Origin of the sequence: Paenibacillus glucanolyticus NBRC 15330 (assembly GCF_004000885.1) — a bacterium.
GTDB lineage: Bacteria > Bacillota > Bacilli > Paenibacillales > Paenibacillaceae > Paenibacillus_AQ > Paenibacillus_AQ glucanolyticus.
In genome coordinates, this window is record NZ_BIMC01000005.1 from 204,015 (window position 1) to 221,691 (window position 17,677).

Below are 17,677 nucleotides of genomic sequence, written 5' to 3' on the forward strand. Positions count from 1 at the left end.
TTCTTGGGCTCATTCCCCTCTCCCCCCTTCATAAAATTAAACTGTACGTCACATTTACCCTAAAGCGCTTACTATGAAACCCATAAGCCCCTTCCATCAATCAGGTAAGTTATGGAAGGGTGGGGGAATCACCGAATTTCGGATGGGCTCTTGCCCGTATACTGTTTAAATTGACGGCTGAAGAAGAAAATGTCCCGATAGCCCAGCGCGTCGGCTACTTCCGTGACATTCATCCCTTGATGCAGCAGCAGATGCTGTGCCCGCTCGATCCGCATCTGAATGATGTAGGATTGCACCGGCGTACCGATCAGTTCCTTGAACTTGATCGAGAAGTAGCGGGGGGACAAACCCGCTCTCGCCGCCAAATCCTCTACCCGATGGGGAACCCCCGGATGCTGACGGACGTAATTCGCGATTTCATGGATCGCCTCTGACAGCTGATTGCTCGCTTTTTTGACAACGGGCTCATCCAGGTCCACACGCAGCAGATGAATCATCAGCTGCTTGAGAATCAGCTGACCCTCCTCCAATGCCCCGTAAGGCTTGTCCAGATACAATCGCACGTATCGTGCCAGCAAGTATTCAAAATCCATCGTTTCCGTCAGCTGGCGATACGGCGCAGGGATGTCTTGGACCGGATCGGTCACGTCAAAATGGATATATGTCAATACGAGCGGCTTCTGCGGATTATGCGTTGCACTCGTATGATCTCCAGGTCGGAACAGGAAGCAGCTTCCTTTTCCCACGGTAAAAGGCTCGTCATTCACCTCGACTGTGCCTTCCCCGCTCCATACATAGAACAAATCATAGTTCTGCATGGGTCTTTCGCGTTTCTGCCATTTCCAGCCCGGCTCACAGACGATTTTGGCAAGCGCAGGCATGATTATAAAAGAAGACGGCGATGCATTCAGCATCACGTCATTACCCCCTCATCTCATTTCTTGAAAATTATCTCTTTTCCATCATACCCGGTTTTTAAGTTTTTTGCATGTCCAGCCATGCCAAGGCTATTCGTCTAACCCCTTCCTCAATCATAGAAGCATCTAAATGCGAGAAGCCAAAGCAGGCGGCAGGCGGTCCAGGCGTGAGGTGATAGACCGCAGCATCCCGAAACATAACCCCTCGATTACGGGCTGCATCCCGCAGCGCCGCATACTCTTCCCCCGATCGCAGCCAGTTCGCGTACACGTGCAGACCTGCATCACCGGAGTGCAGGCAGAACAGATCGGAGGCATAAGCATCCATCGCTTGGTGAAGCGCCTCGTACCGCGCACCGTACAGCCTCGTCATCCTTCTTAGATGCCGTCCATAGCCACCTCTTACAATAAAACGCGCAAGCGCACGCTGCTCCAGTACGGCAGGCGAGATCGGCTCGTACAGAGCCTTGGCCTGCACGACCGCCTCTACCAGGCTTGGGGGCAGTACAGCATAACCGATGCGAAGCCCGGTAAACATCGTTTTGGAGAAGGAACCGACAAAGATGACACGTCCCTCGTCATCCAGCATTTTCAAGGGCTCGATTGGCTTGCCGCCCCAGCGGAATTCACTGTCATAATCATCCTCAATGATAAAGGCTTGACGGCTTCTCGCCCAATTGAGCAAAGCCCTTCTCCGCTCCAGCGGCAGCACAGCACCTGTCGGGTACTGACGGCTGGGGCTTACGACCAGCAGCCCGGCATCCCACTCTCGCGGAATCAGTCCGGCCTCGTCAACCGGGGAGGGCAGCGGGATTCCGCCGCTAAGGCTTACACCCCGGTGGATTCCCTGATATCCCGGATCTTCCATGACCACATGATCACCAGGATCCACAAGCAGTTGAAATAACAGAACAAGCCCCTGCATCGATCCGCTGAAGATGACAATATGCTCGGGATCGACCTGGATCCCCCTTGTAAAACGCAAGTGCCCGGCAATCGCCTGACGCAATTCCGTATCTCCCTCGGGCGGTGCTCCGCTCTGGAGCTGCGTTCCTCCGCTTCCGCCCGCGTAGGACAGGGCACTCCTCCATTCCGAATACGGAAAATCTTGAATGGGCATCCTTGCATTCGCGAATGAGATCGTACCTAGGGGAGGCTCTTGAATCGACATGAGAGCAGAGGCATATTCCCCGCTCTTCTCCATTAATCGCTGACCCCAAGCCGAGAGAACGGGTGCGCGATCTGCCGCCGGCGGCTGGTCTATCATAGCAATCCCCTTAGCCACATAGGTTCCACTGCCCGGTCTGGATACAACATACCCTTCTGCCATGAGCATGTCATAACTTTGTGCGGCTGATCCTCTGGACACCCCGTACAGCTTCGCCAGCTCCCGGGTTGCAGGAAGACGGGTTCCTTCCGGCAGCTTGCCGCTGTGTATCGCAGTACGAATGGCGTGATATAAAGCCAAATATTTATATCGATATTGTTCCACATACGTTTCGAAAGGCAATCCCAGCTCCATGTTACCTACTCCTCTAACCTTTGTAAGATTGGACTATATAAATTACTCTAAATTGGCGCTTTTTCCTTGTCAATGTTCATCGTATGCTGTTATTCAAAATGATAGAGGGAGAGTTTAATCATGAGAAGAGACGAATTTGCGATGGAAGACCCACATGAGGTCGAGGATTTCCTGAATGGCATGAGTTTTGGTTTCCTTGGAACGACGGATGAGGCGGGAATCCCTCGCGTCACCCCCTTGAACTTCGCCTATGTCAACGGTGCGTTTTATTTCCACGGCAGCCGAATGGGTGAGAAAATGGAGCATCTGCGCCGAACGCCAGCGGTCTGTTTTACCGTTGCCGACGAATATGCCCTCATCCCTTCTTATTTCTCCGATCCGGAGATGGCATGCCCGGCCACGGCTTTTTTCAAAAGTGTAACGGCTGTCGGAGAGGTGATCCTCGTCGATGATCTGGAGGAGAAAGCACTTGCGATGGAGGCTTTAATGCAAAAGCTGCAGCCTGAGGGCGGGTACCGCACCATCGATGCAAGCGACCGGGCTTATATTCCCAGACTAAAAGGGGTAGCCGTCATTAAACTTGCTCCGCAGCGAATGAGTGCCAAATTCAAGTTCGGTCAGAACCTGAAGCCGGAACGGCTGAACTCGGTCGTAGAGGAGCTTGAGTGCCGGGGAAAACACCGGGATGAGGAGACCGCGGAACTTATGTGCAAGTATCATCCTGGACCGCGTTAAAGCATTACATTTATCCGTGACGGTTCCAGGGGTAGGTGGTATAATGTTAGGCAATGAAAACGTAAAGGTAACACGTCATCTGCTCTCACGTTAACCAAAAGCAATCGGAAGGAAGGAATCAGTTCATGAACCCATTGGTTGGTCAATTGAATGAAAAAATGCAAGCTGGCAATCCGCATGTGTACGACATGCTCTCCACACTCGGCAAAGAAATTTACTTCCCGAAGGAAGGCATCCTGAGCCAATCTGCGGAAGCAACGAGTCATGCGAAAAAATATAACGCGACGATCGGTATTGCCACCGAAGGTGGAATCCCGATGCATCTTGGCGTCATCCAAGACAAACTTTCGGCTTACCAGCCGAAGGATCTGTACCCGTATGCCCCGCCGGCAGGCAAGCCGGAGCTGCGCTCCGTATGGCGAAGCAAAATGATTCAGGAGAATCCCTCCCTGGAAGGCAAGAACTTCAGCAATCCGATTGTGACCAATGCCCTGACGCACGGACTTAGCATTGTAGCGGATCTGTTTGTGGATGAAGGGGATGCCGTTATTTATCCGGACAAGAATTGGGAGAACTACGAGCTCACATTTGGCATTCGCCGCCATGGCGTTCATGTAACCTATCCTCTCTTCACTGAAGATATGAAATTCAACGCCGAAGGACTTCGGCAGGCTCTGCTGAGCCAGAAGGATAAAGGCAAAGCTGTCGTTCTGCTCAACTTCCCGAACAACCCGACAGGGTATACGCCTGGCGCCCAAGAAGGGGCTGCCATTGTTTCCGCGATCCAGGAAGCTGCCGAAGCCGGCATTAACGTTGTTGTTGTTACGGATGACGCGTATTTCGGATTGTTCTTTGAGGATTCGCTGAAGGAATCACTCTTCGGCCGTCTGGCTGGCCTTCATCCTCGGGTGCTCCCCGTTAAAGTGGACGGTGCAACCAAGGAAGAATTTGTGTGGGGATTCCGCGTGGGCTTCATAACGTTCGCGGCTGACGATAAAGACGTACTGGACGCACTGGAACAGAAGACCCTCGGCATTATCCGCGCGACGATTTCCAGCGCCTCGCATCCTTCGCAAACCTTTGTTCTGGAAGCGCTGAAGGCACCTGAGTTCCACGAGCAGAAGGAAGAGAAATTTGTCATTATGAAGGGCCGCGCCAACAAAGTGAAATCCATTCTCGACAGCGGTAAGTATGGTGACGTATGGGAGTATTATCCGTTCAATTCCGGCTATTTCATGTGCCTCAAGCTGAACACGGTATCCGCGGAAGCGCTGCGCTCCCATCTGATCCATGAGTACGGCGTGGGAACGATCGCCCTCGGAGAGCATGATCTCCGAATTGCGTTCTCCTGTATCGATGAAGAGTACTTGGAGGATCTGTTTGATCTGGTTTACAGAGGGATTCAGGACCTGCAGCAGGCTTAAATTAAACGTTTGGAGATCACATGGCCAATCCATCATACCTAATAAAGACCGGGATTCCTCCCGGTCTTTATTTGTCCTTCAGCCATAAGAAGAATGCATCAACATACCATGACCAAGAAGACATCCCTCGGCTGAAGGAAATGTTTTTCATGGAATTATCGCATTTATTCAGCTTCGCAGAGAACTTATAATTTCTATATTCGTAAATAAGCGCTCGCCCATACACATAGCTCCTTTGCTACATACAATACCGTGTACTACAAATCAACGAACCGAAAGGGGAATGAACATGAGTGGAGTAGTAGAAGAAGCAAGATGTGGCGGATACGGCGGTGGATACGGAGTCGGAGCAATTCTGGTTCTCTTTATCCTGCTCGTTATCATCACTCGCTCTTTCTGGGTGTAATGACATCTAGATAACAGCGTACAGAAATCGCAAGTCTTCACGCGAGAAAGCACTGCGATTTCTGCAGCAATAACTTATACTATATCCTCACCCATAGAAGGCCGAGACGTCAACGTCTCGGCCTCTTCTATGTCTATTCGTCTCTATTCGTCATCTTCGTCCTCGCGGCGATTTTTTCGTGCAGCTGCGCTTCGGAACAGGAATACCAACACGATGCCTGCAGCTGCCGTACCGAGGATCCGGCCTGGAGCGCTGAAGATACTCGGAATGAGCGGAAGCCACAGGAGCACAGCCCAGAACATTTGCACCTGGAAAATCAGCTTCCCTTCATTGTCGCGGCGCGTTCCCTCCGGAAGCGGGTATACATGCAGCCAGAACGATTCAGGATGAAGTTTTCGCAGTGCGGACAGCTGGAGTCCGATAATCATAAGGCTAATCAGATACACCAGCACAGATGACAGACTATCGCGGGTTATCCATACAAGAAAAGCCGCAAGCAATCCGACCCGAATCAATATGCCCAGAATATCGCTGCGTGAGAGGCTCTTGATAAGAAGAAAGCGATATGCGCTCTCCTTCTTCCAAGCAAGCCCCTTCCCCCACCCGGACAGCCATTTTCGCGCATGCACGCGCTGTCCACGCTGAGGCACATTCACAAACCAGCTCAGGACCATCATCACCCGGCTTGCCTGCCTCTGCTCCACCGCAATTAATCGCTCCCAGGCTACCAGATGCCTCGCAGGTACGGACAAGGCGGCAGCATAGGTTAGAGCGAGCAGCCCCATAAATATGAACGCCCGGCCTGCTGGATGCCATAGCCAGGCAGCTGCGGCTAGCGCGGGAACGATCCAGCGAAGCACCCGATAGGCGGCTGCAGCATTCCTAGAAACCATAAGCTGCTCTTTCCAGCTTCCATAACTGGACAGCAATTTAAAGGCAATCAGGACCGCAAATGTAACCAAAAGCGGTTTGGGCGAAATATCGCTGCGTATGTACAATGGCCACAGGATTAGCATGACTAAGCCTAAGCCGATGATTTTATAAATGACTCCGCTGAACCAGCCCTTCCGGAAGTATTCCTTCATCCGAGATTCCTGTGGAATGAGGAACACCGTATCCGCAGTACGAAGATACGTGCGGATGCTGCTGTTTATCATGATGGGCACAAGTATGACCAGCATGATCCAGCGTATCGGAAGATCTGGCGGAACTTGCTGCAGAAGGGCGGTATACCAGGCTGCGAATGCGATAAGCAGGAAGAGAAATACCACTGCCACGCCGCTCTGTATGACATAACCCAGATAGGGAAGAATCTCGCCCCAGAACTGTCCGCGTCGTTTGACATACAGCTCACGCAGATTCATTCGTTGTTACCATCCTGAATCAACACGTTAAACAGCTCTTCCAGGGACATTCCCGGTCTTCCGGTTTGATCCTGGATTTCCTTCAGCGTCCCCTGAGCAATAATGCTGCCGCGGTGCAGCACGATGAACCGGTCGCAATAATTCTCGATCGTGGAGAGAATGTGCGAGCTGAGCAATACGGAAGCGCCGGATGCCTTCAACTCCAGCATAAAATCAAGCAGGGATCGTATCCCTAGCGGATCAAGACCCAGAAAGGGCTCGTCAATGATATACAAGGACGGTCTGGCCACGAACGCGCACATAATCATCACTTTTTGACGCATGCCTTTGGATAAATGGGTGGACAAGCTGTCCATTTTCTCTTCCATGCGGAACATCTTCGACAGCTGCTCCGATCGCGCCTCATAATCTTCGCGGGATACGCCGTAAGAACGCGCGGTAAATTCCAAATGCTCGCGCACGGTCATTTCCTCATACAGAAGCGGGGATTCGGGAACAAACGCCAATGCGCTGTGATAGGCCTCTGAATGCTCCGCCCGGCGTTTGCCCTGAACCTCTATATTTCCCTTTTGGGGATTCATCAGTCCCAGAATATGCTTCATCGTGGTACTCTTGCCCGCACCGTTCAGACCAATCAACCCTACCATCTCGCCTGGTTCAACCTGAAAGGTTACATCATGCAGAACCGGGCGGTTGATGCTATACCCACCACTTAATCCTTGAACAGACAATACCGGCTGTTCACTCATTATCAATCACCTCTTATTCTAAAGAGTCCGGTCCCTACTGGCTTACTCTTCCTCGGTTGAAAACCGTCCGGACCCCGTAAACAACAAATTCGAATAGGATACACACTTTAAGCTGATGGAAAATGCGAACCGTTAGCCCCGTGGAGGCTTATTCTTCAGCCATTTCGGAGCACCCTTGTTCTTGCGGTCGCGCTCCCGCTCGCTTTGCCGTTCACCGGATGCCTTTCCGCTTCCCGCTTTTCCTTGCACACTTATGGAAGCCGGCTTGCCCGCTGGCTTATCTTTACGGGCGGTTCCCCCTGCTGGCCCACGGGCGCCGCTTCTCCGGTCCGGAGGCGCTGAACGCGGTGTTCTTACCTTGCCGCCATAGAGTGCGCGCTCTTCAATCGAAATGCCAAGCTCACGATTGAACTTGCGCATAATGAACGTCTGACGGTCCGTGACAAGCGTAATCGCCATGCCACTTCGCCCCATACGCCCTGTACGACCGGCACGGTGGGTATAATGCTCCGCATCGATGGGCGGATCGTAGTTGATCACCATCCCGAGCCCTTCAATATCAAGCCCCCTGGCCGCAACGTCACTAGCTACAAGAAGTTTGGTTCGCCCTTCTCTAAACGCATTCAGCACGCGGCTTCTTGTCATCTTGTCCGCATCTCCGTATATGGCAGCTGCATTTAATCCCAGATAGTTCAGCTTCGCCTCGACTTCTGCCAAATCCTCGGTGGCATTCACGAAAACAATAGCCCGATCGGGGTTGTAATGCCGAACCACTCTGCGCAGCATGTCCAACTTGTCACGCTCTTCCGTCACAAAATAATAATGCTCCAGCGCAGACGGTGTCCGCTGCTCCGGATCGATCCCGATCTCAACCGGCTGGTCCATCTCCTTCTTGACAAGCTCCGCTGTCTCCGGACTCACCGTGGCGGATAAGAATACCAATTGGCGGTCGCGAAGCGCACTGCGCAGAATACGGTCAACATCGCCGGCACCGCCTAGATTGAACACCTGATCCACCTCGTCAACCACAATAGTGGTCACTTGGTGCATCTTGAGTTTCCGGATTTCGATCAGCTCTCGTACTCGCCCCGGTGTCCCGACAATCAGCTGCGGATGCGACTTCAACTTCTCGATTTGGCGCTTGGCCGCGGCCCCGCCGATTAATCCGAGCACACCGATTCCACGGGTCTCTCCGTAACGCTCACTCTCTCTGACAATCTGAACAGCAAGTTCCTGTGTCGGAGCAAGGATCAGTTTCTGTGCTCCCTTGATCTCCGGATCGATGCTCTGAAGCACGGGCAGCAGATATGCCAGTGTCTTTCCTGTGCCTGTCTGTGAAGTCGCAAGCACATCCTTGCCTTCCAGTATGGGCGGGATAGCTTCAGCCTGAACGGGAGAAGGCGTAACGATGCCGAACTCCGTAAGTCTGGAGGACAAATCCTCTGTTATTCCTAATGTATGAAATGTAGTCGAAGTCATATGTTAGTCCATCCTTTTTTTAGATATCAGAAGTCTATATATTCCAAAGCGCGTCTGCCTGATATCGCTAGAAAAACTTCCGTTAATTTCCGTTTTGTTGCTTTACAAGTGGTGCAAGCAGGCGTATTTCTTCACAAGCCTTGTTCGCTCTTTATCATTATATGCCAAAACAGGAGTCCTCACCAAATAGAACATGAGGAATACCTGCGAATATCCCATTATTTATGGATAACTCAAGATTTGTCTTATTCTTATAGACAGCTAAGGCAGTAAGGAGAGAAATGATTTAGCTGCAGCGGACAGCGGAATTCCGCGAAGCGTCGCAATGCCGATGCTCCGCTCAGGAATCGGTGGATGAAGGGGAACCTCCACTAACTGACCCGTTCGAAATTCTTCAGAAGCATAGTCACGAATAATAAAGGCAAGTCCGAAGCCGCTCCGTGCAAACTGCACAAGCAGCTCAATGCTGCCAAGCTCAAACTCGGGCTTCAATGTCACACCTTGCTGCGCCGCATACTGGTCGATATATCTTCTCGTGCTCCCTCCTCCCTCCAGCATGAGCAGTGGGAAGTCCTGAATATCGGGAAGGGGTAAAGGGTTCTGGATGTTAGCCCGCTCCGCAAACGGCTTGCCGGCAACCAAACAATCCTGGATCGGTGAGCTGGCCCGAAAGTCGATTTGTTTGTCGGAGGCCGGTAAATGAACGATGCCGAAATCAATCTTCCCTTCTTTTAGAAGGACTAAGGTTTCCGGTGTTGTGCGATTGGTAATGCGGATGCGGATATCCGGATAAACAGCATGGAAATGTTCCAAATGCGGTAGCAAGTAATACTTGCACAAGGTATCACTGGCACCGATATTGATTTCGCCGCTGTGCAAATTATGCATGTCCCCAATTGCCTTCTCGCCGATTTCAATGAAACTGAATGCCTGCTCGATGTAGCGGAACAACACAGCCCCCTCCGATGTAAGCTTCACTCCCTTGGTCGTTCGAAAGAATAACGGTCCTCCGAGCGTTCCTTCCAAATGCTTAATCGTATGGCTGACAGCCGGCTGGGTGATATGCAGATGCTCCGCTGCCTTGGATAAACTGCCGAGCCGGGATGTCCAGTAAAAGACGCGGTACCACTCCATATTGATTTCCATAATGATAACCTCGATTTTGTCAAATGATAACGTGAACCGGATCCATGACAGCCGGACCGGAATTCATCCGGCATCGAAGTATCCTTCACCACAGAATCGTATAACATAACTTAAACTAATGTCTACCATTATTAATATCAATTTTATTTATATTGTAACAACCAATTATAATGAGCCAGTAAAAGAAAATGATCGCAGGAGGCGAACAGTTTGACAGTCACAGCCATTGTAGGTGCTAATTGGGGAGACGAAGGCAAGGGTAAAATGACGGATGTTCTTGCGGCACAATCGTCGTATGTCGTTCGATTTCAAGGGGGCAGCAATGCCGGCCACACCATTATTAACGATTACGGGAAGTTTTCACTGCACATGCTGCCATCCGGTGTGTTCTATCCGAATATAACGAATATTATCGGTCCAGGGACGGCTCTGGATATGGATGTATTACTGAAGGAGCTGCAAGAGTTGGAAGCTAGGAATGTACCAAAGCCCAATCTGTTTATATCCGAACGTGCCCAAGTCGTGCTGCCCATTCATCGGCTGCTGGATGAGCTGGAGGAAGAACGACTCGGTGCCCGGGGATTCGGTTCTACCAAACGAGGAATTGCTCCATTCTATGCGGATAAATATGCTAAGCTCGGGATACAGGTCGCTGATCTGTTCCATCCCCATCGACTTCGTGTGCGACTCCAGCAGCTGCTGGATATCAAGAATGTACAGCTTCAGCACCTTTACGGCAGAGATCCGCTAAGCGTGGATGAAATGGTCGATCAGCTTCTCGAGCCTTTCCAATACTTAACTTCTTATATAAAAGACACCACCACGATGCTGCAGCAGGCTTATATCAAAGGCGATCCCATCCTGGTTGAAGGCCAATTAGGAGCACTGCGCGACCCGGATCACGGGATATATCCGTTCTCTACCTCCTCATCTACTCTGGCAGGTTATGCACCAGTAGGTGCCGGGCTCCCGCCGTACGCCATCAGCAATGTCATCGCTGTGGTGAAGGCTTATTCAAGCTGTGTCGGAGCGGGTCCTTTCGTGACCGAACTCCACGGAGATGAAGCCGACGAGCTCCGGCGCCGCGGTGGAGATGCCGGGGAATACGGCGCAACGACCGGCCGGCCCAGACGAATGGGGTGGTTTGATACGGTAGCCACACGCTATGGGTGTATGGTACAGGGCGCTACGGAGGCCGTACTGACCAATCTGGACGTTCTGGGATACCTGGATGACATTCCAGTATGCGTTGGTTACGAATTAGAGGACGGAAGAATTCTGGATCATTTTCCGGTCACGGCCGATCTGCAATCCGCGAGACCCGTCCTGAGGACGCTCAAAGGCTGGAAGTGTGACCTGTCGGACATCCGATCGTTTGAAGAGCTCCCTGAAGCCGCGCAGCAATATGTGCAGTTTGTTGAATCGTCGATTGGAGTTCCGATCAAGACGATATCCGTCGGTCCAAGACGGGATCAAATTATGATGAGATCATAGACGAGTGGCGTGCATTCACTTGAGCGGCGAAGCTTTTCAGAATCCGCCGGACTCCACCGGGATTACTCAACATCGGCAAATGCCCGGTGTCCAGGCTCTCTACCCCATCCGGGGACAGATTGGCTATCATGGTATCCTGTGTGGATCCTCCAAACTCCTTATCTCGGGTAAGCTTCACATAAAGCTTGGGTATATCGGGAACAGCCACTTGAATCCGATCCGTATAGACTCGGCGTGACTCTGGAACAAACGCTGCTGCTATGCGGGAGGCATGCTCCACCGGCAGGTCACTGCATAGCCCTTTACGGATTGCGAATTCCGGCGGCTTCGTCCCGGCCATTCTTAGAACCCATGGCATGATCACTCTCTGGGGAAACGGAAGAATCGAAACAAACGACCTGCCGCGCCTAGGAATGGCGGCACCGATTGCCACGAATCCTACAGCACGATCGGATAATTGAGCAGCCATCTCCAGAGCAAACACTCCACCCAGAGAATGAGCCACGATTACAAACTTGTGCGTCTTCCACCCTCTCACCTGTTCCGTCATATGAGTTACGTAATCCTCAAGCTTTAGATGATGTCCCGGTGCTGCTGACCCGCTTCGCATAGGGTAATCGACCTCCAAATACGGATGGCCCAGCTCATCTACAACCGAATTCCAAACCCCTCCGTTCAACCCTGCACCATGCACAAACACAAATCCAAGCTCTTGAGGCATTTCTTGTTTCATCCTTTATGACTCCCTTCCAATGACTTGTCATGTTCCCGGTTTATCATGAAATCCATCTTCTGGTGATATCGTATCAACTAAATAAGACAGATATTGTCTTATTTAAGGAATAAGATAAAATAAATAAAAAATGATGAGACGAGGCGTGCCATGCAGAAATCCCAGCGTCTGATTCAATTAATGATGATGATCAACGCAAAAAAAACGTTTACCGTTAAAGAGTTGGCCGACGAATTTGGCCTCTCCGTCAGAACCTTGTCCAGAGATCTGGATGAGCTGAGCGTTCTCGGCGTGCCGATCTATTCCGTGCAAGGGCGGGGCGGCGGTTACCGATTGCTGCAGGAGCGGATGCTGCCGCCGATCAGTTTCACGGAAAGCGAAGCGATCGCGATCTTTTTTGCCTGCCAATCCCTGAACGACTTCAGTTCGTTACCGTTCGGTGACGGGGCAGCCGCGGCAATCCACAAGTTCTATCATTACTTGCCCGCAGACATCAAGGAACAGATCGATCGCCTTAAAGACCGCGTCATGATTCACAATTCGTTCCGGCCGATGTCAGCCAACATTCTCCAGACGCTTATGCAAGCTGTAATGGTTCGGCAAGTCGTTACCGTCCACTACCGCTCCTCAACCGGAAGCAGCCAGCGGGATATACAACCGATCGGCCTGTATGCAAGCTCGGGCTACTGGTATTGTCCGGCATACTGCTTCACACAAGATGACATCAGGCAATTCAGAGTTGATCGGATGACGGCTGCCAGCCTGAATAAGTCCATCGCCATCCGCGAGGACATCGCCGTCAAGACGCTGAAGGACAAACCGGTAACCAGTGGTTGGGAAATGAAAGAGTTCAAGGTACAATTAACTTCCAAAGGGGTTTGGCAGCTCGAAACGGATACACGGCTCGGTCCCATTATCCACAAGAACAAGGACGGCAGTGGATCGGTTGAAATTGAAATTCCGGCAGCAGACATTGCGTTCTACTCGGACTATGTTTGGCGGCTGGGAGAGGAAGCAACCATCATCTCACCGACTGAAGCGGTCCAATGGACGTTAGAGAGAATAGAGGCCATGAAGCGAAGATATACATAAAAGACATCGGACAATAGAGATAGCAGACTTTTTAGAATGGCGATAAAGGGGATGGTCTCGTAATGAATTCAGAATTGGAGCATTTAATCCAGCGCATAACGACAGAATTGCAGGGTCTGCCTGGCATTACAGGTATAGTCCTTGGAGGATCAAGGGCCAAAGGCACCGCCGCAGCGGACTCCGACATCGATATTGGCATTTATTATGATGAATCACAGGGATTCAAGGTGGAGAATGTAGCCAGGGCAGCCAGGAAATTAGACGACGAGCATCGTGATAACATCATCACTTCCCTGGGAGAATGGGGAGCCTGGGTTAACGGGGGCGGCTGGTTAAGGTCAGAAGGCTACCATGTGGATTTCTTATTCCGCGATGTTCACCGCGTGTCACGCATAATTGAGGAATGTTCTACTGGCATGGTATCAGCCCATTACCAGACCGGACATCCACACGCTTATCTGAATGTTATGTATATGGGGGAAGTTGCAATCTGCCAGATACTGTCTGACCCCGATGATCGGATCAAGACATGGAAAGCCAAAACAATTCCATATCCACCAGCATTAAAGGATGCGATGATCGGCTCTTTTACCTTCGAGGCATCCTTCTCCTTGATGCTTGCGGAAAAAGCAGTATTAATCGATGATATCACTTATGTAACCGGTCACTGCTTCCGCAGTATTTCGTGCCTGAATCAGGTGATCTTCGCCAAAAACGGGCTATACTGTATCAACGAGAAGCGTGCAGTATCCATGATCGAGACCTTTCTCCTCAAGCCTGCGAACTACAAGGATCGATTGGACCAAGTGATTACACTGCTCTCATCCGATATAGAAAAAACAAAACTGGCCTTGTCACTGCTTCAGGACATCATCATCGAAACAGAAGCATTGTGAATCAGCAGGCACGCTACTTCTTGTTCATCCATTTATACGACACACGGTCCGCAAACCGTGGGAATAGCTGATACAGCCTTATACCGAATGAAGCAAGCCTTGGAAGATTGAGTTCTTCCTTGCGCTTTCTAACCAGCTTCACAACCTGATCCGCAACATAGTCTGCCTTCATCATAAACCAGCTCACATTCTTGACATACCCGCCTGTTGGATCCGCCAACGAGAAGAACGGGGTATCGATGGGTCCCGGATTGACGGTAGATACCGTAATTCCGGTATGACGCAGCTCCTGTCGCAAGGCATTGCTAAATCCCAGCACAGCATGTTTGGTAGCCGTATAGGAAGTCGATTTGGCCGTTCCGATCTTCCCGGCCATGGACGCGATATTGACGATTTGGCCGTCTCCCCGCTCCAGCATGCCTGGCAGCACGGCTTGGGTACACCGCACAATGCCCATATAATTCACGTCCATCATGTCCTGGAACTCTTCCGTCGGCATGTCCATAATGGCTTCAAACTTGCCATAACCGGCATTGTTGACCAGCACATCGATTCTGCCATGCTGACGTTGAATCCCCTTCATGACGGACTCAACCTGCTCGGAATTCCGGACATCCATTATGGCTAATTCATGAGATCCGGATATCCGTTCGCCGACCTCCTGCAGTCGGTCTGCTGAACGTGCGCACAGCACTACATGGGCGCCCTCCGCAGAAAGTTTCTCCGCAATCAAGGCCCCGATTCCGCTCGATGCTCCTGTAACGACAACAACTTTGTTTTTCAGCATGATTTCATTTATCCCTTTCTTCACCGGCAGCAGCTCCCGTTCACCGATTTAGATGAAGGGCCGTTACGTGCACGGTTTGGGTTTATTACTCTTATTTTATGAAATCATGACTTGAATATCCAGCTCTCCGATTCCTTCCATGAAGAGCGGAATGCAAAGCGCCTTTTTCTGAATAAGATTTGACGTACTATCCGACTTCATCACTCTTGGCGGCGTAATATCTACACTTACACCCTGATTCGATAAAATGGTGCTGGCATTGCCGCTGATCATATTGCCGAGCTCTGAAATCGCACTCCGGCCCATCTCGTCCATCTCGGTAATGACATAACCGCCCATCATCACGGATACCATCTGCAGCGCTACATGCTCCTGAATTCCAAATACAATATCACCATTCATCTGACCTGTCATGCCGATTTGGATCCAGATATGATTCTCGATATACGCGATCTCTTTGACCCCAAGATTCCCCGTGGAAGGTGAAACCTGTATGACTTGTTCGATTACGTGTCGTGCGGACTCTAAAAAAGGATTGATGACTTCAGCTTTCATTCCTCATTACGCCCCTTTCACTGGGTTGTTGGTCAGGGTCCCAAAGTCCCACCTATTTATTTAAACATTATAATGGATACCTTGTAATAAATCATCACAAAATAGCGACAGCCCCCATGACAACAACTGTCTTGCTATGTCAGATATCGCCTGAAACGCTTTAATACGAAGATAATCCTTTCGCTTAAACGGGCCTTTGGTCTCACCTTTTTTCTATGTCTACTTTACTATTATCGGATGGTTGCCCCATCTTTTAATAATAATTATGCGGAAATTAAAATGTTTTTAAGCTTTTTTAGTCGATAACCGGCAGGTTTGCTCTCTTCATTGCTCCACCGGGGAGAATAACCTATAATTTAAATAATACAGGTTGCACGCGATCGTAGGAGCGGAAGAACATATCAAGTAAGGAGGAAGGCTATGAACATCAGCCAATTGGAAACGCTAATTACCATCTCCAAAACGATGAGCTTTCGCAAAGCGGGAGAGCTTCTTAATCTGACACAGCCAGCGGTATCCGCTCAGATCAAAAGCCTGGAGGAAGAATTCAAGACGGTACTGGTCGACCGGAGCCAGCCAGTGACGTTAACCGACCGGGGGCAGGTCTTTGTGGATCACGCCGAACAAATCCTCAGCATTGTGGATGAGCTGAAACAGCGGTTATCCGACCTTGACCAAACTCCCCAGGGACATATCCAGCTAGGTACAACTACTTCCATTGCGATTCAAATCCTGCCACGGGTGCTTTCCTACTTTCAGGATCAATTCCCTCATATCAAAACTACCATTCAATCCATGGCTTCCTCACAGATCTATCACAGCGTGGAGAATGGTCTCATCGACATCGGGATCGGCTATCTGATCGAGCGCAATCCCAACTTAAGCACATCCATTCTGTATTACGATACCTTCGAGCTGGTTGTATCTCCACAGCATCCGCTGGCTAAACTGTCTACTGCAAGTATGGACGTACTGGGCGGAACGCCGCTCATTCTGCTTACGCGTGACACCGTCGGCCGACGTTTCGCCGATGACGTGATGAAAAAGCACGGCATCAATCCGCAGGTTGTCATGGAATTGTCCAGCAGCGAAGAAATTAAACGGATGGTCGAGATCAATCTGGGCGCAGCGATCATCTCGAAGCAGTCGGTCTCTACCGAGCTCCGCAACGGCACCCTGCAGATCGTACCACTCAGCGAGCTTGAAGTCAGCCATCCTGTCGGCGTAATCTATAAGAGCGGGCGATACGTCAGTTCCGCGATGCGTCAATTCCTCAGCGATCTGAAAGGCATGCCGGAAACACAATTCATCAGCAGTGAATAACGCAAATACAATCCCTAGAGGATCTTAACAACCATTCTATCAACATGAAGGAGGTCCATATGAAATTTGATCTGCACACCCATCACTTCCGCTGCGGTCACGCAGAAGGCAGCATTCGGGATTATATCGACGCTGCGATCGCCGCGGATTTTAAGGTGATTGGGATCTCTGACCATACTCCGTATTTTGGAAGCCCCGAAGATCAGCCCTTCCCGGCCATCTCCATGAGGAAAACGGATTTTGAAGGTTATGTCCAAGAGGTTTTGGAATTAAAGCGGGAATACGAAGGGAAAATCAAGGTGCTGCTGGGCATTGAATCCGATTATTTTCCTGACCATGCCCCGGTTTATCAGCAAGCGTTAGCTGCTCACCCTTTTGACTACATCATCGGTTCTATTCATCACGTCAGAGATGTAAGCATCTTTAACAAGAAGCGCTGGAACAACCTGACCCCGGAGCAGCAGATTGCCGATAAAGAGGAATACTTCAATCTGATCCGTCAATCCGCGCGAAGCGGGATGTTCCAGATTATCGCCCACATGGATGCCATGAAAGGCAATTACCCGCCTTTTTCCGATATCATGACCGATGCTGCTATCGATGAAACCTTACGCGTTATCGCAGAATGCGGCTTGGCTATCGAGGTCAACACTTCGGGTAAAACCAAGTTATCCGGCGGCTGGTATCCTTCCCATGCCATACTGGAAGTTGCCCACCACCATGGTGTTGATATTACGTTCGGTTCTGACGCACACAAGCCTTCCCGTGTCGGGGATGAGTTCGATGAAGTTGCCAAAGTGCTCAAAGAAATCGGATATAAGGAATGGGTATACTTCGAACAAAAACAGAAGGTGACTGTACCTCTCTAATGGGGTACCCCTTCTGTTTTTTCGTATATACCTATGAAGTTAAGCAAAATAGGCAAAAAAAAGTGGACCCGTTTCCGGGTCCAAAACATAATATATATTCTCAAAAGGGGGTCATGTGATAAGTTTAACCTGCGGCTGTTAGAGTTTGATAACAGGTATATTTCATTTGTGTAACAAATTCCAGTT

Annotated in this window: 17 protein-coding genes; 8 read left to right on the top strand and 9 right to left on the bottom strand. The window is 50.5% G+C overall.

The genetic code is table 11. The annotated features are described in order from the left end of the window. Window positions 1–128 precede the first annotated feature (128 nt). Complete coding sequence (locus PGL02S_RS10845; RefSeq protein ID WP_006212562.1) at window positions 129–914, bottom strand: helix-turn-helix domain-containing protein; 786 nt, start codon at window positions 912–914, stop codon at window positions 129–131. Window positions 915–975: 61 nt separating this feature from the next. Beyond that, a complete protein-coding gene (gene pdxR / locus PGL02S_RS10850; RefSeq protein WP_036644657.1) occupies window positions 976–2,439 on the bottom strand; it encodes a MocR-like pyridoxine biosynthesis transcription factor PdxR in 1,464 nt (487 codons plus the stop codon). A 120-nt stretch (window positions 2,440–2,559) separates the two neighbouring features. Between pdxR and PGL02S_RS10855 the strand changes: the two genes are divergently transcribed. From PGL02S_RS10855 to PGL02S_RS10865, 3 genes are all read left to right on the top strand, one after another. Continuing rightward, window positions 2,560–3,174, top strand: a complete 615-nt coding sequence (locus PGL02S_RS10855; RefSeq protein WP_036644659.1) for a pyridoxamine 5'-phosphate oxidase family protein — start codon at window positions 2,560–2,562, stop codon at window positions 3,172–3,174. Between the two features lie 125 nt (window positions 3,175–3,299). After that, the gene (locus PGL02S_RS10860; RefSeq protein WP_036644661.1) at window positions 3,300–4,598 is read left to right on the top strand and encodes an aminotransferase class I/II-fold pyridoxal phosphate-dependent enzyme; all 1,299 of its coding nucleotides are present in this window, start codon (window positions 3,300–3,302) and stop codon (window positions 4,596–4,598) included. 289 nt (window positions 4,599–4,887) lie between these two features. Further along, window positions 4,888–5,004, top strand: coding sequence for a sporulation protein YjcZ (locus PGL02S_RS10865; protein WP_081742878.1), 117 nt, complete (start codon window positions 4,888–4,890; stop codon window positions 5,002–5,004). 143 nt (window positions 5,005–5,147) lie between these two features. On the opposite strand, the gene PGL02S_RS10870 is transcribed toward PGL02S_RS10865, so the two are convergent. From PGL02S_RS10870 to PGL02S_RS10885, 4 genes are all read right to left on the bottom strand, one after another. Next, a complete protein-coding gene (locus tag PGL02S_RS10870) occupies window positions 5,148–6,368 on the bottom strand; it encodes an ABC transporter permease (RefSeq protein WP_036644662.1) in 1,221 nt (406 codons plus the stop codon). After that, entirely contained in the window at window positions 6,365–7,117 is a 753-nt protein-coding gene (locus tag PGL02S_RS10875) for an ABC transporter ATP-binding protein (RefSeq protein ID WP_036644665.1), read from the bottom strand. Before PGL02S_RS10875 ends, PGL02S_RS10870 begins: the two co-directional genes overlap by 4 nt. A gap of 132 nt (window positions 7,118–7,249) precedes the next feature. Then, window positions 7,250–8,596, bottom strand: a complete 1,347-nt coding sequence (locus tag PGL02S_RS10880) for a DEAD/DEAH box helicase (RefSeq protein WP_036644668.1) — start codon at window positions 8,594–8,596, stop codon at window positions 7,250–7,252. Between the two features lie 261 nt (window positions 8,597–8,857). Then, on the bottom strand, window positions 8,858–9,742 hold the full coding sequence (locus PGL02S_RS10885) for a LysR family transcriptional regulator (RefSeq protein ID WP_036644671.1): 885 nt from the start codon (window positions 9,740–9,742) through the stop codon (window positions 8,858–8,860). Window positions 9,743–9,952: 210 nt separating this feature from the next. On the opposite strand from PGL02S_RS10885, the gene PGL02S_RS10890 reads away from it, so the two are divergent. Beyond that, on the top strand, window positions 9,953–11,236 hold the full coding sequence (locus PGL02S_RS10890; protein ID WP_036644673.1) for an adenylosuccinate synthase: 1,284 nt from the start codon (window positions 9,953–9,955) through the stop codon (window positions 11,234–11,236). Here the strand turns inward: PGL02S_RS10890 and PGL02S_RS10895 are convergent. Then, window positions 11,220–11,969, bottom strand: coding sequence for an alpha/beta fold hydrolase (locus tag PGL02S_RS10895; protein WP_036644675.1), 750 nt, complete (start codon window positions 11,967–11,969; stop codon window positions 11,220–11,222). The genes PGL02S_RS10890 and PGL02S_RS10895 overlap by 17 nt on opposite strands. Window positions 11,970–12,119: 150 nt before the next feature. Between PGL02S_RS10895 and PGL02S_RS10900 the strand changes: the two genes are divergently transcribed. Continuing rightward, window positions 12,120–13,061, top strand: coding sequence for a helix-turn-helix transcriptional regulator (locus PGL02S_RS10900; protein WP_036644677.1), 942 nt, complete (start codon window positions 12,120–12,122; stop codon window positions 13,059–13,061). 62 nt (window positions 13,062–13,123) lie between these two features. Then, the gene (locus PGL02S_RS10905) at window positions 13,124–13,957 is read left to right on the top strand and encodes a nucleotidyltransferase domain-containing protein (RefSeq protein ID WP_036644679.1); all 834 of its coding nucleotides are present in this window, start codon (window positions 13,124–13,126) and stop codon (window positions 13,955–13,957) included. 13 nt (window positions 13,958–13,970) lie between these two features. Here the strand turns inward: PGL02S_RS10905 and PGL02S_RS10910 are convergent, their stop codons facing one another. After that, window positions 13,971–14,744, bottom strand: coding sequence for an SDR family NAD(P)-dependent oxidoreductase (locus tag PGL02S_RS10910; RefSeq protein ID WP_036644781.1), 774 nt, complete (start codon window positions 14,742–14,744; stop codon window positions 13,971–13,973). A 96-nt stretch (window positions 14,745–14,840) separates the two neighbouring features. After that, complete coding sequence (locus PGL02S_RS10915; protein WP_006212576.1) at window positions 14,841–15,299, bottom strand: chemotaxis protein CheX; 459 nt, start codon at window positions 15,297–15,299, stop codon at window positions 14,841–14,843. A gap of 420 nt (window positions 15,300–15,719) precedes the next feature. Here PGL02S_RS10915 and PGL02S_RS10920 point away from each other — a divergent pair, with 420 nt between their 5' ends. After that, a complete protein-coding gene (locus tag PGL02S_RS10920) occupies window positions 15,720–16,622 on the top strand; it encodes a LysR family transcriptional regulator (protein WP_006212577.1) in 903 nt (300 codons plus the stop codon). Between the two features lie 59 nt (window positions 16,623–16,681). Next, window positions 16,682–17,491 (top strand): histidinol-phosphatase, encoded by an 810-nt coding sequence (locus PGL02S_RS10925; protein WP_006212578.1) that lies wholly within the window; start codon window positions 16,682–16,684, stop codon window positions 17,489–17,491. Window positions 17,492–17,677: the final 186 nt, after the last annotated feature.

Excerpts from the sequence above, each read along its gene's own strand:
- PGL02S_RS10875 (WP_036644665.1), bottom strand. The coding sequence starts at position 7,117 with ATGAGTGAACAGCCGGTATTGTCTGTTCAAGGATTAAGTGGTGGGTAT.
- PGL02S_RS10910 (WP_036644781.1), bottom strand. The coding sequence starts at position 14,744 with ATGCTGAAAAACAAAGTTGTTGTCGTTACAGGAGCATCGAGCGGAATC.
- PGL02S_RS10915 (WP_006212576.1), bottom strand. The coding sequence starts at position 15,299 with ATGAAAGCTGAAGTCATCAATCCTTTTTTAGAGTCCGCACGACACGTA.
- PGL02S_RS10905 (WP_036644679.1), top strand. The coding sequence starts at position 13,124 with ATGAATTCAGAATTGGAGCATTTAATCCAGCGCATAACGACAGAATTG.
- PGL02S_RS10845 (WP_006212562.1), bottom strand. The coding sequence starts at position 914 with ATGCTGAATGCATCGCCGTCTTCTTTTATAATCATGCCTGCGCTTGCC.
- PGL02S_RS10855 (WP_036644659.1), top strand. The coding sequence starts at position 2,560 with ATGAGAAGAGACGAATTTGCGATGGAAGACCCACATGAGGTCGAGGAT.
- PGL02S_RS10895 (WP_036644675.1), bottom strand. The coding sequence starts at position 11,969 with ATGAAACAAGAAATGCCTCAAGAGCTTGGATTTGTGTTTGTGCATGGT.
- pdxR (WP_036644657.1), bottom strand. The coding sequence starts at position 2,439 with ATGGAGCTGGGATTGCCTTTCGAAACGTATGTGGAACAATATCGATAT.
- PGL02S_RS10900 (WP_036644677.1), top strand. The coding sequence starts at position 12,120 with ATGCAGAAATCCCAGCGTCTGATTCAATTAATGATGATGATCAACGCA.
- PGL02S_RS10860 (WP_036644661.1), top strand. The coding sequence starts at position 3,300 with ATGAACCCATTGGTTGGTCAATTGAATGAAAAAATGCAAGCTGGCAAT.
- PGL02S_RS10870 (WP_036644662.1), bottom strand. The coding sequence starts at position 6,368 with ATGAATCTGCGTGAGCTGTATGTCAAACGACGCGGACAGTTCTGGGGC.
- PGL02S_RS10880 (WP_036644668.1), bottom strand. The coding sequence starts at position 8,596 with ATGACTTCGACTACATTTCATACATTAGGAATAACAGAGGATTTGTCC.
- PGL02S_RS10885 (WP_036644671.1), bottom strand. The coding sequence starts at position 9,742 with ATGGAAATCAATATGGAGTGGTACCGCGTCTTTTACTGGACATCCCGG.
- PGL02S_RS10865 (WP_081742878.1), top strand. The coding sequence starts at position 4,888 with ATGAGTGGAGTAGTAGAAGAAGCAAGATGTGGCGGATACGGCGGTGGA.
- PGL02S_RS10925 (WP_006212578.1), top strand. The coding sequence starts at position 16,682 with ATGAAATTTGATCTGCACACCCATCACTTCCGCTGCGGTCACGCAGAA.
- PGL02S_RS10920 (WP_006212577.1), top strand. The coding sequence starts at position 15,720 with ATGAACATCAGCCAATTGGAAACGCTAATTACCATCTCCAAAACGATG.